This is a genomic window from Micromonospora sp. NPDC050695 (genome assembly GCF_040654415.1).
Taxonomy (GTDB): Bacteria; Actinomycetota; Actinomycetes; order Mycobacteriales; family Micromonosporaceae; genus Micromonospora.
In genome coordinates, this window is the sequence record NZ_JBFAHZ010000023.1 from 80,872 (window position 1) to 94,718 (window position 13,847).

Consider the following 13,847-nt stretch of genomic DNA (forward strand, 5'->3'; position numbering starts at 1 on the left):
CGCGGTGTGGGGTTTCGCCGATGAGTCCCGTGCACCGGACCGGAAAACTAACCGAACCGCCGTGGCCCGGACCGTCGTCAGCGAGTCGGCTTTGCGTCAGTTCGAGCGATGTCACGGTTCGTCCTGGTCGCCGCCACGCTGCGTCCCATCGGCGGGTGTGACATGAAGGGATCGAGGGGGATATCCGCGGAAGATCGGAATTCACGGAGTCCGAACTCAACTCACTGGGCCGCGTCCGATGGTGCGCGGTCGCACCGGGCCGGATCGCCGATCGGGCCAACCGGACAGACGTACGGCGGATCTCAGCCAACGCTCAGGCTGCGGCCCGTACCGTGTGCCGCATGAGATCGCCGTCGCCGGCCGCGTGGATCCGGCGTGCCCTGCCCACCCGTCGCCGCGCGATCGCCGCGGCGGCGGTCGTCGTGCTCCTGGCGGCCGCCGTGACCTGGGCGGTGTGGCCGCAGGGACCGGGTGTCCGCACCGAGAGCGCGATGCTCACCGTCCGCTCCGGACCGTCCGGCGACCAGCCGGTGAACCTGGACACCACCTTCTACCTGCCGGCCGACGCGTCGTCCGGGCGCAAGGTGCCGGCGGTGCTGCTGGCGCACGGCTTCGGCGGTACGAAGGAGTCGGTGCGGTCGGACGCGGAGGAGTTCGCCGGGCGCGGCTACGCGGTGCTGACCTGGACGGCGCGGGGCTTCGGCCGCAGCGGCGGCGAGATCCACCTGGACAGCCCGGATTACGAGGTGCGCGACGCCGAGCGGCTGCTGGACTGGCTGGCCGCCCGACCGGAGGTGCGCACCGACGGCGCCGGCGATCCGAAGGTCGGCGTGGTCGGCGGCTCGTACGGTGGCGGGCTGGCGCTGCTGCTGGCCGCCCAGGACCGTCGGGTGGACGCGATCGTCCCGATGATCACCTGGAATGACCTGTCCCGGGCGTTCCTGCCGGAGAGCACCGGCGCGGCGCCCACCGAGGGCGTGTTCAAGAAGGGCTGGGCCGGCCTGTTCTTCGGCGGGGGCGGCAACGTGGGCTCCGGCCCGGCCGGGCTCTCCGGTGCGACCGCCGCCCAGCCGCAGGGCGCACCGGCGTCGGCCGGTCCACCCAGCCCCGCCCCGACCGCCGGTCCGGGCACCGGTCCCGGTGGCGCCCCGACCGGTGCCGCCGACCCGTCCTGCGGGCGGTTCGCCGCCGACGTGTGCGCCGCGTACCTTCGAATCGCCACCACCGGACGCGCCGACCAGCCGGCCGTGGACCTGCTGCGCCGCTCCAGCCCGGCCGGTGTGCTGGACCGGATCAAGGCGCCGACTCTGCTGGTGCAGGGCGAGGCGGACACGCTCTTTCCGCTCGGCGAGGCGGACGCGAACGCGCGCGGCATCGCCGCCACCGGCACCCCGGTGCGGGTCGCCTGGTTCACCGGCGGGCACGACGGTGGCAGTGGTCCCCGCTCGGACGAGGACCGGGTGAAGTTCCTGACCGTGCAGTGGCTCGACCACTACGTCAAGGGCGAGGGCGACGCACCCGGCGACGACTTCACCTGGTCGCGGATCGCCGGCTTCGACGCGCTCGACCGGGGTCTGGTCGCCACCGGTTTCCGCCGCGCCGACTACCCGGGCCTCGCCGGCAACGCCCTCCGGGACGTCACGGTCGCCGGCCCGACGCAGCCGATCGCCAACCCGCCGAACGGCAACCCGGCTGCCATCTCCTCGATCCCCTTCGCGGGCGGGCTCACCTCGCTGCTGGACGGGGTGGCCGGCGACGTACCCGGTCAGCACGCCCGGTTCGAGTCGACCCCGCTCACCGAGGCGGTGGACGTGGCGGGCGCGCCCACCGTCACCCTGCGGGCCGCGTCACCGACCGGCGAGGCGGTGCTCTTCGTCAAGCTCTACGACGTCGATCCCGACGGCGCGGCCACCCTGCCGAACGGCCTGGTCGCGCCGATCCGGCTCACCGGCCTGCCGCAGCGGGTGCAGGACGCCCGCCCGGTCACCGTGACGCTGCCCGGGATCGTCCGCCGGGTGGAGGCCGGGCACCGGCTGCGGCTGGTGGTGGCCACCTCCGACCAGGCGTACACCACTCCCGCCGAACCCACCGTCTACACGGTGGCGGCGGACGGCGTGGTCAGCCTGCCCACGGTCGACGGCGAGCCGATCCCCACCGCGGCGACGGTGTGGCGTTGGGTGCTCGCCGGTCTGCTCGCCACCATCGCGGTCGGGCTCGTCGTGGTCGTTGCCCTGGTCCGCCGGCGGCACCGCCGCCAGGACCGGTCGGTGCATCCGGAGTACGCGGACACGCCGCTGGCCGTGCGCGCACTGCGCAAGGAGTACGCGGATGGCTTCGTCGCGGTGTCGAACGTGGACTTCGAGGTGCACCCGGGCCAGGTGGTGGGTCTGCTGGGGCCGAACGGCGCCGGCAAGACGACGACCCTGCGGGTGCTGATGGGGCTGACCCAGCCGACCGCCGGCGAGATCTACGTGTTCGGCCGTCGGCTGGTGCCCGGCTCACCGGTGCTGTCTCGGATCGGGGCGCTGGTGGAGGGGCCAGGTTTCCTGCCGCATCTGTCCGGTCTGGACAACCTCAGGGCGTACTGGCGGGCGACCGGGCGGCCGTGGGAGGACGCGCAGTTCGACGCGGCCCTGGAGATCGCCGGGCTGGGCGACTCGGTGCACCGGAAGATCAAGAACTACAGCCACGGCATGCGCCAACGGTTGGCCATCGCCCAGGCGATGCTGGGCCTTCCCGAGCTGCTGGTGCTGGACGAGCCGACCGACGGGCTCGACCCGCCGCAGATCGCCGAGATGCGCCGGGTGCTCCAGCGGTACGCCACGGACGGCCGGGCGGTGCTGGTCTCCAGCCACCTGCTGGCCGAGGTGGAGCAGACCTGTACGCACGCGGTGGTGGTGAACAAGGGCCGGATCGTGGCGTCCGGCCCGGTGGAGGAGATCGTGGGCGAGTCGCCGAGCGTGCTGTTCGACGTGAGCGACCAGGTGGCGGCGCGGGCGGTGCTGGATCGGCTGCACGGTGTCCGCGTACTGCCGGAGAGCGACGGTCAGCTGGTGGTCGACACCAACGGCACGGCCCGCAGCGAGGTGGTGGCCGAGCTGGTGCGCGCCGGCATCGGGGTGGACCGGGTGGTGCCCCGGCGGCGCCTGGAGGACGCGTTCCTCGCCCTGGTGGGCGACAACTCTCGGGGAAGCGGTGACCGGTGATGGCTGTTCTTGAGGCGGGTGAGGCGCGAGGCTACCGGCCGTCGGCGACCATGCCGTTCGGGGCGGAGTTCCGCCGCCAGGCGTCCCGGCGGCGGACCCAGCTGGCGCTCGGGTTCATGGTGCTGCTGCCGCTGATCATCCTGATCGCGTTCCAGTTCAACTCGGGTGGGGACGACGACAACGGCAACAACGAGTTCGCCAGTCTGGTCGACCTGGCCACCTCCGGCGGGCTCAACTTCACCCTGTTCTCGATCTTCGTGTCGGCGTCGTTCCTGCTGGTGGTGGTCGTCGCGCTGTTCTGCGGCGACACGGTGGCCAGCGAGGCGAGCTGGGGCAGCCTGCGCTACCTGCTGGCGATCCCGGTGCCCCGGGCACGGTTGTTGACGGTGAAGCTGGTGGTCGCGCTCGCGTACTCGGGTCTGGCCCTGCTGCTGCTGGCCGGCACGGCGCTGCTGGCCGGCACCCTGCGCTACGGCTGGTCGCCGCTGCGCAGCACGGTCGCCGCCGAGTTGGAACCGACCGAGGGGCTGCTCCGGCTGCTGGCCGTGCTCGGCTACCTGGCGGTCGTACTCCTGGTGGTGGCCGGGCTGGCGTTCCTGCTGTCGGTGACCACGGACGCCGCCCTGGGCGCGGTGGGCGGCGCGGTCCTGCTGTGGATCCTGTCCAGCATCCTGGACCAGATCACCGCCCTGGGCGCGCTGCGGGACTTCCTGCCCACCCACTTCAGCACCGCCTGGCTGGGGTTGCTCTCCACGCCGGTGCAGACCGACGACGTGGTGCGCGGCTGCATCTCCGCGATCAGTTACGCGACGCTGTTCTGGGGGTTGGCGTTCTGGCGTTTCACCCGCAAGGACATCACGTCGTAGCCTTCCGCCAGGCGCTTGACGCCGATCTGGCCGGTGTTCCCACGTCGATCGGGCCGTCCGGGTCGACGTCCTCGGCCGGCTGCCCGGCGGCGGGTGCGACCTGCCGCCGGGCAGCCGGGGCGGTTGCCTCGTGCTGAGCCTTTGGAGTTGATGTCGTTGACGACATCGCTAGCCCCGCTGGCGCCGCACCTGCCGGCCACCTCCGGCGCGAACTACTAATCCAGAGTCAACAGCTAATCCAGAGTCAACAGCTGCCTCGGTCACCTCCTCGTCGGCCAGCACTCGACGCATGATCTGCACGATGTTGGGGACCGAGGTCCCGTACAGCTCCGCCAGCTGAGCCTGAGTCAGCCGGACCGTTCGGTGAGGGCTTGGGTGATCTCGGTGGCGTCGAACCGGGCGGGCTGGAAGTCGGCGGCCGAGGCGAGTCCGAGCCATTCCAGCCGCTCGTCGTGTTCGGGGTGGTCGGGATCGTCCAGCACCTCGACGAGTTCGGCGTAGCCCCAGACACCGCCGCAGTCTTCCGGCGGGGCCGCCCGCCGGCCGCCGGTGCACCGGGGGTACGCGACGGGCTGACGGTCCAGCACCTTCTCCACAACGATGTCGTGTGCCCAGTCGTCGCCGAAGTCGTACGTGTACTTGAAGCGGTCACCGACGCCGGGTGCGACCTGTTCCAGGGTCACCGGGGCTTCGGCGCGGTAGCCCAGCTCCCGGTCGGCGACCCCGAAGTCGCCGTACGCGGTCTCGAAGACGTGCAGATGGGAGTCGTGCCAGCCGAAGGCCACCTGGATGATGTCGTGCAGGTCGGCCAGGCTGGTGTCGGAGGGCACCTCCAGACGCCGCCAGATCGGCGGCTTCGCCCCCCGCAGACCCACCTTGAGCTGGTAGATGGGCGCGATCGGGCCAGACTTCTTCCGTTTCGCCGGCAGCTTCCGCCCGGCGGTACGCCTTCCTGCGCGGGTCTGGATCTGCTGCGCCTGCCCGGCGATCTGGCTGATCATGTCCAGCAGTCCGAGGGTGGTCTGGCGGGTGTCGGCGTCGTGCTCGGCTGGTGGGCGCGTCGGCTCGGGCAGCGTACGGATCCGGGCTCGCAGCAGCACCGCCAGCATGTGGTAGCCCGGCCCGTCCTCGTCCTCGAAATCGTCGTCAAACTCCGAGGGGTCACGGTCCTGGTCGTGGTCCGCGCGAGCGTCGAGGGCCCGTTCGACCTCCCACCGAAACTCGGCCGGGTCCAACGATTCCTCGGCGATTGTCACACTGGCACGACGGCTGTTCTGCCGAATGGTGGTGACGACCTCGTCCAGGGCGTGGGCGGGAAAGAACACGATGTCTGCCGCCGCGTCACAGTCGAGGTGGTCGACGTTGACGACGAACCCATACGCTCGCCCGGCCCGCTCGAAGGCGCAGACGAGCATGGACGCGCTGCCCGCCGGGTCGGCGAACCGTCGACAGGCGCCGACCCGTACAGGCTGGCGCAACTCGCTGGCCCAACTGGGCGCTGCCACGCCCTCGTCCGCCAGACGCTGGGCGGCGGCTGCGGCGACGGTGCCCTCCCGGACGGCGTCGACCGCGAGGAGCACCGCGAGCGCTTCAGGCGTACCGATCTCGGCGACGGCCGGCAGCAAGCCGTCGTTGAGCGCCTCGGTGAAGCCTTCGCCGGCAAGGTCGCCGGCGGACAGGAAAGCCGCGGCAAACAACTCGGCCTCGACGGGGTCGTCCGCCTTGACCAGGTCGGCAGCCTCGGCGACCAGGCCGCCGATGAAGTTCTGCGGGTCGAAGTCGGCATCCGAACACGCCGGGCAGTCGCACTGCTCCACCTCGGCGGGGCGGGTGCGACGCACGACCTGCTGGCCGGACCGACTGGGCTTGGCGCGCTTACGGCGGCGGCTCTCGGGACTCATCCGAGCATGTTTTCACGGGCCGCCGGGGTCGCCTGACACGACCCGCCGGGGTGGTCGGTCGGCAGGGCGCAGCGCGCGCCGCCGGGGAGGCGACTGTCGCACCAGACACGGGTACGCACGAACTGGCGGTCCTCCTCGCTCAACGTCGTCTCGCCGAAGTCGATGGCGACCACATGCCCGAGGGAGTGGCGCAGCGCCATGGCCAGCGCCGCCGCGTCCTCGACCCGGCGCAGGGTGGTCGGCAGATGGATGATCCAGTGCGGTTCGGTCACCGGGACCACCGGCTGTTCGGGGCGGGCGAGGTGTGCCGACAGTCGGTGTGCCGCGACTGCCACTGCCGCAGCGCCTGCCGGATGCGTTCACCCTCGGTGTTCGCGGTGGTGAGATCACGGGTGAGCCGTTCCAGTTCGTCGGCGACCAGGTCGAGGTAGGCGTACACCTGGGTGGGGTCGAGGCCGCGCCACCGGCGGGCGTCGAAGGTGGCGGCGCGGACGTGCTGGGGGAGCAGGCGCCGCATGGTCTGGTAGATCACGGTGGACCGCCTTCCGTTCGATGGTTCCGCCGGCGGCACCGGGGCGGGCGGGGTCGGCCGGCACGACCGCGCGTGACGTGCCGGCCGGAGCCCGGCACCCACCCCGGGCCCTTTCCTTTCCACGGAGGTCCGCGGGCAGGTTTCAGGTGGTGGTGGGTTCCGCGCCGGACAATCCGCCGGTGTACGACGTGAGCGCGGAAACCGCCGCGGACAGGCTCTCGGTCATCAGCCCGAGCTGGTCGGCGGCCCGGTGCCACTGCCCGGCCGCCGTCTCGGTGCTCGGGTCGCGTTGGTCGCTGCCGACGAGTTCCTGCCCGGCGATGCTGATCCGGGCGGGAAGCCGCCCGACCCGGGTTGCGGCGACGGCCAACTGGTCCCGGACGGTGTCCAGCACCTCGACCAATCCGGCGATGGTGGCCCGATCCTGGTGGCCGGCGTCAGCGCGGAGCAGGTGAACGCCGTCGCTGAGCTGCCGTTCGGCATCACCGGCCAGGTCGAGCGCATCCTCGCCGCTGCGTCGCGCCAGCCGGATCGCCGGGTGGGCGCAGCCCGCCCCGGTCCGCTCCAGCAGCACGGCGGCTGCGGCGACGGCGAGGTACGTCTCGCGCAGCTCGGCCGTCACCTGCTCCACGGACCAGATCGCGCTCGCCGCCGGCACTTCCGTCGACGTCTCCGACACGGTCACGGGTGGACTCCTCTCGTGGGGTTACGGGGGTGCCGGGGCAGCGCCACAAGCAGCCCAGCTCGCGTCCTGGACCACCTTTGAGCGCTGCCCCGGAGGGCCGGGACTGATACCCCGGGAGGTGGAACCCCCGGCTGCCGAGCGAGGAGTCCCACGTCCGCCAGGTTAGTTGACGTACTTACCTAAGTCAACGACGGTGTTGTAGGAGAAGAGGTTCCGTGATCAGATGGTGGTGCCGAGCGAGGAGTACCACCTGATGGCCAACCGAACTGCCGACTATGTACGTGTCGTCGAGACGATCACCGCAAAAATCCGTGCTGGCGAGCTCAAGCCGGGAGAGAAGCTCCCGACGTACGCCCAGCTTGCTGACCAGTACAACGTCAGCGTCTCGACTGCTCAGGCGGCGCTGCGCATCCTGCGCGACCGAGGGCTGGTCGAGGGTCATCAGGGCAAGGGCACCTACGTGGCGGAACCATCGGAAACGCCGTAGATCACATCAGATGGTGCGGAGATAACCGCGCAGGTTGTCCTTCGACAGCCGCAACATGGTGCAGGCTTCCTCGACCGACCTACGTGCACCGGTCAATTGCCCGTTGACCTGCTGTAAGACCGTCGGGCTCGCTCCCATGAGCACAGTCATCAACCAGGCGTGGTTGTTACCGATCCGGTCTACTACTCCGCGGAGCGCATCGTGATTGCGCTCGACCAGGGCGATGATCTGTTCGATCTCCACGGCCAGACCGCCGACACTGACGCTCCCACTGCTGCCTGCCAGCCGTGTACGGCGACGTTCTTTGATGGTGTCGAAGGCTGCGGTTACCGCTGCTTTGGCCACCGCGCCTGAAGCTGCCCCCAGCACCAGCCCAGAACCCGCCAAGACGGTTGCGGGCACCGCCACCCCTTGCTTAGCGACGGCCGTCGCTGCTGCGAGGCCGACCACAGCACCGCCCCACTCGCTGAGCTTCTCGACGAGTTTGCCGAGACCCTCCTTCGGAGCCTCATAGCGCAGGCTGCGAAGGTAGCCGTCCTGCCGGCGAGAGCCGTTGCGATAGCCGCGCCGCCGATAGCTCACAGCACTGCGACGGGGTCCAGGAACGCGCACTGGGTAGCGATCATCATCGGCAGATTCATCGCCACCTCCCGTGCAACGCTCTCGGCGGTGAGGCCGATCGGTGCCTCACCCTCGTTCAGTTCCTCGTGGTCCGCCCTCGCGAAGTAGGAACAGGCATCCCAGAGGCTGGGGTGCACGAACGAGAACGCCCACATCACGTACGCGTCGTTCTGGACGGCGACCAGAGCGCGGTTGTGGTGGCCCATCCGGTGGAAGTGAGGCTCCTCGGGCGTGGTGCCCATGCCTTCGGCCGTGGGAAACAGGCGGTAACGCCGAAACAGATCCTCCAACGGACCCTCCGGGTCGAACTCCAGCAGCAGACCCCGGCCGATCAGGCTGTCGACCAGGCGCTCGGCCTCCGGCTGCGGCGTGGGCGCGGTCAACAGCGTCTGGACCAGGGCTGCGCGGTCGACGCGGAGCTTGGAGTGCCCTTCCACGTCGAGGAACGCCGCACCGTAGACGCCGACCTCGTCTTCGCTGAGTTCGAGCATGTCGCCGCCGAGATGAACCTCCCACGACTCGGGCGTCGGATCGGCGGGGCGCACGTACCGGTGCTGGGGACCAAGGCTGAAGCCCACCGGGATGATGACGCGAGGCATGAGCGATCCCTTCGGCGTTGCGAACGTCGCCGACCCTACCGAAATCCGTACCCTCAGTCAGCCCCGGAACAACCGGCAGTTACCTGCTGGCATAGCGGCCAGGACAGGTGCGACGCCTGAGGAAGCGGCCTAAAGATGATCAATCCAGACCTGCCGGAGTACGTCCGGACCATGGTTCAAGGCGACTACGCGGCGAGCGTCGCCGTCGAGGCGAGGCTCGACGCGGCTGGCTGGGATGGCTTCCCGCGCTTCCTCGCGGCTCTCTTCTTCCTCGCGGTTGACCGCCGTTTCGGCGCGGCGGCGAGACCAGGGGAGGTCATCATGTTCGTTGCTGAGCTGCGCGCCAGCCTCAGTGAGGGCGGGCCGGTCATCGACGTGGAAGCGGCCGAGGCGTTGATTCTCACCACCATCGACCCTTCTGCCGATTACTCGGCAAGCCAGGAGATGATCGGGCGAATCCAGGCTGCGACCATCCAGAAGGTCCTGACCGATGACGATCTAACCGACGCTGAGTTGGACGCGCTGTTGGCTGAGGCCGTGGAATTCGCGCAAAGAGACTGACGAGCGTTAAGCCCGAAGCGCCGGCTGTGGCGGGGGGACCACCTTGTCGAGCTGTCGCTCCAGGCTCAGCGGGTCGTCGAAGAACTCGACGTCACTGACGGTTTGTAGCTCCGTCACGATTGCTGCCGGCCAGTCCCGCTTCGAGCCGGCCAAGGTGGCGATCCGGCGCTCCTTGGCGATCGTCGAGAGACCGAAGACGTGGTAGCAGTGCTCGGCAGCCTGGTCCGGGTCGCGCAAGCTGAGCGCTTGCACGTATGCCGCTTTGCCATCGTTGGCCACTCGGACCGTCACCGAGCGGGTGCGCCCGGACCCGAGCGGGATCGGCGCGTCACGTTGGAGGTGGCGAGTGCGACCAGCCCAGACGGTGACCCGATCAGCAACTCGGTCCACGAACCTCATTCCCGCCTGCCGGGGTGCGAGCCACCGAAGCTGGTCGGCCCGCAGCGACGCCTGTGCGACGGCAAGGATCAGGCGGCCCAGATCGTCGGCGGTGCCGAAGGTGGCAAGCTCACCCGGAACGGCGTTGACCCCGTTGAGGCCAGCACCGCGGGTGATCTCCGCGAAAGCCTCCGCTGCGCGACCGGCGAAGAGGTTGACCCCTGCCATCGCCAGCAGAGTGGCCGCCGTTGCGCGATCGCTGACCCGGAAGCCGGTGCCCATCGGCTCGACCAACACGCGCACGCCGTCGCCGTCGCCGTATGCCAATGGCAGATCAACAAGCAGACCATCGCCGTACGGATGCGCGACAGTGTTGTCGTTGGCGGCCCGCAGGACCGCGCCGATCACGGTCGTGGCGTCCACGATCATCCCCCTCACGGTTCTGACCAGCCGAAGTCGGTGCCGAACGTGATGAAGCATTCCGCAGCGAACGCTTCCAGGATCGCACGGTAGGTCCCTGGAGACACCCGTGGTTGCAGCGGAACGAAGGGGATGTCGGCGGGCTCGTAGGCGGCCTCCTCGCCCCCGCCGGGCTCGACCCGGTGCTTGTGGGTGCCGGCGAACGGGCGGTGTGGCGTGTTGACGCACAGTCGGCGGGCCGAGAACGCCAGCCGGCCGTCACCGGCGAGATACTGGAATGCTGGCTCGCTGGGCTTCAGCTCGTTGATTAGTACTCGGAGTCGGCATGGGGCGAGCGCGGGGATCGACGTGTCGACCCGGACCAAGCCCTCTCGTGTGACGTGGTTTCTCGTGGTCCAGGTCATGCGGCCGACGGTCACTGCTTGCGCCAAGGGCGACAACAGGGCACCCAGGTGGCCAGCCGTCATTAGCTGAGACCTCTGCTGACTCACAACCTCGCCCTCCCGACGTGCGCTGTTCTGGCGGAGGTCAGCCGAGCACGTTCATGTAGTTGCGCGCGGCCTGAGAACTTCCCTGGAGCAGGGTCATCGCCTCGATCAGGCGCTGCTTGCTCTGCTCGCCACGCGAGATGGCCTCGGCGATGGTCGGGTGCCCGGTGCCAGCCGCCACCGCACGTAGCCGGGCGAGAGTCTGCTCGGTCGCCTCGATGGCCGCCCGGATCTGCTGCTGGGTGCTGTTGCCCTGCTCGGCGGCCTGGGCGAGTGCGGCCTTGACTTCCTCGATGCTCGCCATGTGGCCCCTCCGGCTGACAGGCGAGACATTCTCGCTCCCTGTGTTGGGTCGGACACTATCGGACACTGCCGTCATGCCGCTGCCCCGGAAAATCGTCACAGTCGGCAAGGCGACACCACGCCGAAGGTGCCGAGCGCTGGGTTCCCTGGATGTACCGGTGCGTCGTAGCCTTACGGGCTCAGCCGAGACGTATCGAGATGGTGGGACAACGCTTCGTGATCACTGGGGAACTGAAAAGCAAGGTCGACCGGATCTGGGACAGCTTCTGGTCGGGCGGCATCTCCAACCCGCTTGAGGTGATCGAGCAGATCACCTATCTGCTGTTCATCCGCCGACTGGACGACCTGCACACCCTCGCGCTCAACAAGGCGGCCCGGACCGGCACGCCAATCGAACGACCCATCTTCCCGCCCGGCAGCGACGCCAAGGATAAGCCGTACGAGGAGTTGCGCTGGTCGCGGTTCAAGAACGCGGACGCCGCCGCAATGTTCGTGACCGTGGGCGAGCATGTCTTCCCGTTCCTGCGCACGCTCGGCGGCGACGGCTCGACGTACTCCACCCACATGAAGGACGCCCGCTTCACCATCCCCAACGCTGCGCTGCTGTCCCGGGTCGTCGACATGCTCGACGGCATCCCGATGGCGGACAGGGACACCAAGGGTGACCTGTACGAGTACCTGCTCAGCAAGATCGCCACGGCTGGCCACAACGGACAGTTCCGCACGCCCCGGCACATCATCCGGCTGATGGTGGAGATGGTCGCCCCCGGCCCCGACGACACCATCTGTGACCCGGCCTGCGGCAGCGCCGGCTTCCTCATGGAGGCCAGCGAGTACGTCCGCCGAGAGCACGCTTACCTGTTCCACGAGCCAAAGCGCAACGAGCACTTCCACCACAGGATGTTCCACGGCTTCGACTTCGACAGCACCATGCTGCGCGTCGGCAGCATGAACATGCTGCTGCACGGCGTGGAAAACCCGGTCATCGAATACCGTGACTCGCTCGCGCAGAGCGTCGCCGATGAGGCCGAGAAGTACTCCGTCATCCTGGCCAACCCACCCTTCGCCGGCAGCATCGACTACGACAGCACCGCGACGGACCTGACCCAGGTCGTCAAGACCAAGAAGACGGAACTACTCTTCCTGATCCTGTTCCTGCGGCTACTCAAGCCGGGCGGCCAGGCAGCCGTGATCGTGCCCGATGGGGTGCTCTTCGGGTCGAGCAAGGCGCACAAGGAGATCCGCCGCATGCTGGTGGACGACCACAAGCTAGACGCGGTGGTCAAGCTCCCCGGCGGCGTCTTCAAGCCATACGCGGGCGTGTCCACGGCGGTGCTCTTCTTCACCAAGACCAACAGCGGTGGCACCGACAACGTGTGGTTCTACGAGATGACCGCCGACGGCTGGAGCCTTGACGACAAGCGAACCCCGCTGCTGCCTGAAGACAAGCTCGGCGTGCGGCCGTCGGCCGACCTCACCGGAGCCGATCACCCCAAGAACAACCTGCCGGACGTGCTGGCCCGCTGGGCGCAGCGCAACGATGACGAGCTGAAGCGCGCGCGAACCGAACAGAGCTTCAGCGTGCCCAAGGACGACATCGTCGCCCAGGACTACGACCTCAGCCTCAACCGCTACAAGGAGGTCGTGCACGACGAGATTGAGCACCGGCACCCATTGGAAATCCTCGCGGACCTCGAACGCCTCGAATCCGGGATTCAACAGGGCCTGTCTGACCTGAAGGCGATGCTCGGATGAACGAGGCGCGGGCTGTTCCTATCGGCGAGTTGGCGGAAATTGTCGGTGGAGGAACTCCAAATCGAAGTAATCCGGATTACTTCGGCGGGGACATTCCATGGGTTACGCCGAAGGATATGAAATCTTGGATTATTGACAAGTCTCAGATCTGTATCACCAGGGCTGGTTTAGATGAAAGTGCTGCACGACTGGTTGAGGCAAATTCAATTCTTATTGTAGTGCGTTCTGGCGTCCTAAAACATACACTACCTGTTGGGTTGAATCGCCTGCCTGTTGCGATTAACCAGGACATGAAGGCGATCATTCCTTCGGACTTGGTCGATCCCGCCTACTTGGCGCGTTATATCAAGGCAAAGTCACCCGAGATTCTCAGCTGGGTGAGAGCGACTACGGCTGACAACTTCCCTATTGATAAGCTGAAGGCGCTCAAGATTCCGCTGCCTCCGATGAGCCGCCAGCGTCGGGCTGTCGATATTCTAGACCGAGTAGATGCGCTGCACGCCAAGCGGCGGGAGGCTCTGATTATGCTTGGCGAGCTTGAGCGGTCCGCTTTCCTGGACACGTTCGGTAATCCTTCTGCAAACCCCCACGGCTTTCCTGGGTGCGAATTGGCTGAGCTAGTACCCACGGGGGACCGGATCAATTACGGAGTTGTTCAGCCGGGAGATCACGACGAGGCCGGGGTGCCAATAATCCGTGTCGGTGACCTGGCCGATAGTGGAGTTGATCGGTCTAGCTTGAAGCGCATTAGTCCGTTGATCGAGCGTCAATACTCTAGATCTCGTATCCGTGGCAACGAGTTACTTGTTAGCTGCGTAGGATCGATCGGTTCGGTATCTATGGTTGGTCCGGAGGACGTAGGATCGAACATTGCTCGCGCTGTTGCGCGAGTGCCTGTCGACGACGACGACACTCGCCAGTATCTGATGGCTTATCTGCGAACAGAGGACGTACGTATTCAGCTTGAGACGGGTCGGCGGTCGGCTGTCCACTCTGGGTGATGGCCTGGCATGATCTTGGTGTGTCGTCCGAGCCGCCAGTCCCG

The 13,847-nt window shown here is 68.1% G+C and carries 15 protein-coding genes; 6 read left to right on the forward strand and 9 right to left on the reverse strand.

Annotation, left to right across the window (positions count from 1 at the left end):
* Window positions 1-341 precede the first annotated feature (341 nt).
* Window positions 342-3,206, forward strand: a complete 2,865-nt coding sequence (locus AB0H52_RS19140; RefSeq protein WP_357948933.1) for an alpha/beta fold hydrolase — start codon at window positions 342-344, stop codon at window positions 3,204-3,206.
* The gene (locus AB0H52_RS19145; protein ID WP_357948936.1) at window positions 3,206-4,072 is read left to right on the forward strand and encodes an ABC transporter permease subunit; all 867 of its coding nucleotides are present in this window, start codon (window positions 3,206-3,208) and stop codon (window positions 4,070-4,072) included. The genes AB0H52_RS19140 and AB0H52_RS19145 overlap by 1 nt, the downstream gene beginning before the upstream one ends.
* Window positions 4,073-4,419: 347 nt before the next feature.
* Here the strand turns inward: AB0H52_RS19145 and AB0H52_RS19150 are convergent, their stop codons facing one another.
* From AB0H52_RS19150 to AB0H52_RS19165, 4 genes are all read right to left on the reverse strand, one after another.
* On the reverse strand, window positions 4,420-5,973 hold the full coding sequence (locus AB0H52_RS19150; RefSeq protein WP_357948939.1) for a plasmid pRiA4b ORF-3 family protein: 1,554 nt from the start codon (window positions 5,971-5,973) through the stop codon (window positions 4,420-4,422).
* On the reverse strand, window positions 5,970-6,254 hold the full coding sequence (locus tag AB0H52_RS19155) for a hypothetical protein (protein ID WP_357948942.1): 285 nt from the start codon (window positions 6,252-6,254) through the stop codon (window positions 5,970-5,972). Before AB0H52_RS19155 ends, AB0H52_RS19150 begins: the two co-directional genes overlap by 4 nt.
* Window positions 6,242-6,490: a DivIVA domain-containing protein gene (locus AB0H52_RS19160; protein WP_151488587.1), complete on the reverse strand. Its 249-nt coding sequence runs from the start codon at window positions 6,488-6,490 to the stop codon at window positions 6,242-6,244. Before AB0H52_RS19160 ends, AB0H52_RS19155 begins: the two co-directional genes overlap by 13 nt.
* 157 nt (window positions 6,491-6,647) lie before the next feature.
* Window positions 6,648-7,190 (reverse strand): hypothetical protein, encoded by a 543-nt coding sequence (locus AB0H52_RS19165; protein ID WP_357948945.1) that lies wholly within the window; start codon window positions 7,188-7,190, stop codon window positions 6,648-6,650.
* 253 nt (window positions 7,191-7,443) lie between these two features.
* On the opposite strand from AB0H52_RS19165, the gene AB0H52_RS19170 reads away from it, so the two are divergent.
* Entirely contained in the window at window positions 7,444-7,677 is a 234-nt protein-coding gene (locus tag AB0H52_RS19170; protein ID WP_357948976.1) for a winged helix-turn-helix domain-containing protein, read from the forward strand.
* A gap of 6 nt (window positions 7,678-7,683) precedes the next feature.
* Here AB0H52_RS19170 and AB0H52_RS19175 read toward each other — a convergent pair whose 3' ends face one another.
* Together AB0H52_RS19175 and AB0H52_RS19180 are read right to left on the reverse strand one after the other, a co-directional pair.
* Window positions 7,684-8,259, reverse strand: coding sequence for a hypothetical protein (locus AB0H52_RS19175; RefSeq protein WP_357948948.1), 576 nt, complete (start codon window positions 8,257-8,259; stop codon window positions 7,684-7,686).
* Window positions 8,256-8,897 (reverse strand): hypothetical protein, encoded by a 642-nt coding sequence (locus AB0H52_RS19180; RefSeq protein ID WP_357948951.1) that lies wholly within the window; start codon window positions 8,895-8,897, stop codon window positions 8,256-8,258. The genes AB0H52_RS19175 and AB0H52_RS19180 overlap by 4 nt, the downstream gene beginning before the upstream one ends.
* 135 nt (window positions 8,898-9,032) lie before the next feature.
* Here AB0H52_RS19180 and AB0H52_RS19185 point away from each other — a divergent pair, with 135 nt between their 5' ends.
* On the forward strand, window positions 9,033-9,458 hold the full coding sequence (locus AB0H52_RS19185; RefSeq protein WP_357948954.1) for a hypothetical protein: 426 nt from the start codon (window positions 9,033-9,035) through the stop codon (window positions 9,456-9,458).
* Window positions 9,459-9,464: 6 nt separating this feature from the next.
* Here AB0H52_RS19185 and AB0H52_RS19190 read toward each other — a convergent pair whose 3' ends face one another.
* The 3 genes from AB0H52_RS19190 to AB0H52_RS19200 all read right to left on the reverse strand — a co-directional run bounded on the left by AB0H52_RS19190 (window position 9,465) and on the right by AB0H52_RS19200 (window position 11,048).
* The gene (locus tag AB0H52_RS19190) at window positions 9,465-10,265 is read right to left on the reverse strand and encodes a hypothetical protein (RefSeq protein ID WP_357948957.1); all 801 of its coding nucleotides are present in this window, start codon (window positions 10,263-10,265) and stop codon (window positions 9,465-9,467) included.
* 5 nt (window positions 10,266-10,270) lie between these two features.
* On the reverse strand, window positions 10,271-10,660 hold the full coding sequence (locus AB0H52_RS19195) for a hypothetical protein (RefSeq protein ID WP_357948959.1): 390 nt from the start codon (window positions 10,658-10,660) through the stop codon (window positions 10,271-10,273).
* 124 nt (window positions 10,661-10,784) lie between these two features.
* Entirely contained in the window at window positions 10,785-11,048 is a 264-nt protein-coding gene (locus AB0H52_RS19200; RefSeq protein WP_357948961.1) for a hypothetical protein, read from the reverse strand.
* A 215-nt stretch (window positions 11,049-11,263) separates the two neighbouring features.
* Between AB0H52_RS19200 and AB0H52_RS19205 the strand changes: the two genes are divergently transcribed.
* Both AB0H52_RS19205 and AB0H52_RS19210 read left to right on the forward strand, forming a co-directional pair.
* Window positions 11,264-12,802: a class I SAM-dependent DNA methyltransferase gene (locus AB0H52_RS19205; RefSeq protein ID WP_357948964.1), complete on the forward strand. Its 1,539-nt coding sequence runs from the start codon at window positions 11,264-11,266 to the stop codon at window positions 12,800-12,802.
* Window positions 12,799-13,803: a restriction endonuclease subunit S gene (locus AB0H52_RS19210; protein ID WP_357948967.1), complete on the forward strand. Its 1,005-nt coding sequence runs from the start codon at window positions 12,799-12,801 to the stop codon at window positions 13,801-13,803. Before AB0H52_RS19205 ends, AB0H52_RS19210 begins: the two co-directional genes overlap by 4 nt.
* Window positions 13,804-13,847: the final 44 nt, after the last annotated feature.